The sequence below is a fragment of the Armatimonas sp. genome (assembly GCF_031410135.1).
Taxonomy (GTDB): domain Bacteria; phylum Armatimonadota; class Armatimonadia; order Armatimonadales; family Armatimonadaceae; genus Armatimonas.
The window spans coordinates 1-1,348 of sequence record NZ_JANNYP010000656.1; the positions used below are offsets into that span (position 1 = coordinate 1).

Annotated in this window: 2 protein-coding genes; both read right to left on the reverse strand. The window is 59.6% G+C overall.

Features of this window, described 5'->3' with window-relative positions; genetic code table 11:
- Positions 1-62: 62 nt before the first annotated feature.
- Entirely contained in the window at positions 63-488 is a 426-nt protein-coding gene (locus tag RMO15_RS24000; protein WP_309718463.1) for a hypothetical protein, read from the reverse strand.
- Entirely contained in the window at positions 485-970 is a 486-nt protein-coding gene (locus RMO15_RS24005) for a hypothetical protein (protein WP_309718466.1), read from the reverse strand. Before RMO15_RS24005 ends, RMO15_RS24000 begins: the two co-directional genes overlap by 4 nt.
- Positions 971-1,348: the final 378 nt, after the last annotated feature.

Below are 1,348 nucleotides of genomic sequence, written 5' to 3' on the forward strand. Positions count from 1 at the left end.
CCCCCGTCCAACGGGGGAATCTACCTGGTGTGGGCCAGGGCTTCGCGCCCTGGCCCATGTACTTACTCTGCGATTACCTCGCCACGAAACACCCGGTTCTGGCCCGTGACAGACAGCAAGAGCACCTCTAGCCGTGGAGGAGCCCACCACAACACAGAAACCGCCCAAACTCCGGGATGAGAGCGCATCAGCTCCTGAAGCACCTCACGCGGTGGCCGGGACACATACGGCTCTGGGCAAGGCTCCAGCACGTACTCAGCCCGATCCTCGTGCACCAGCACTTCCAGCCCGCCGGGCCGCAGCTCCCACGCCGCCCGGCAAGCCAAGCACACCCGGAACGTATGCCACTGACCATCCGCGCACAGCGTACCGGCCAGCACCAGCTGATCCTCCGTACCGCAAAGATCACACGCCATACCGAGCAGCTTTCCCAAGCTCTGACTTGGGGCCGCCCCTTTCGGGGCGGCGAGAGAAGCGGGGGCGCTCATAGAGATGCCCCCGCAGGAATCCGAACCCGGCGGCGTGACAGATACCACTGAGCACGGGGAGAGATACGCACCTGAGGAGAAGCCGGGACAGGGGCAACAAGGGCGGCTTTAGCCGCTTCCAAGAGCCTAACCCGCTCCGCTTCTTCTTCGGCCCGATTCAGGAGTAAAGGCACCATGAGCGCATGCTTACAGATGAGAGGATCAATTTGCAGACCGAGATCAAACGCCTGCCCATTGACCCGATCCAGCCTTTGCTGATCCGGGCAGGAGCACCGCCCGGTTTCGCGGCAAACCACATACTGCGCCTGCGCCACAACCCCGGTTTTCGGATCTGCGACCACAGGAGCAATAATGCAAACAGATTCCTGCCGCACTTCCCCAAGCGCGTACAAATACCAGCCCTGCGCGGCGCGAGCTTCGCGCATTTCCCGCTGTGTGGCAACGTGCGACAGCAGCGTGTTACAATCCAAATTGGTAGCCATTTAGGTGGCTTCCTTTCCAAGCGCCGGGGTGAGTTTTCCAGACCGCTCCCCGGCGCTTTTCCCATTTCTGGGCGATTAGTCGGGCAGTGCCCGCCACTAATAGTATACCCAAATAGTGACCATTATCAAACATATATTCTGCTATTTTATGATTTATTATTGATCTATTTACAGCTATTGATAATATAATAGCGCCCCTGCGACGGCGGCGGCGTGCGAAGCTGACCGAGCTGCACCCGCCCTTCGTGCCGACCGACGCGCCGCACCCAGCCCACCGGATAGCACAAGCCCTGCCCCGCCGACAGCATGAGAGGGAAAGGCTGATTACACGTTTCCACTGGGGGACGGAAGGGGGATAGATAAACAAATCAATGTGAA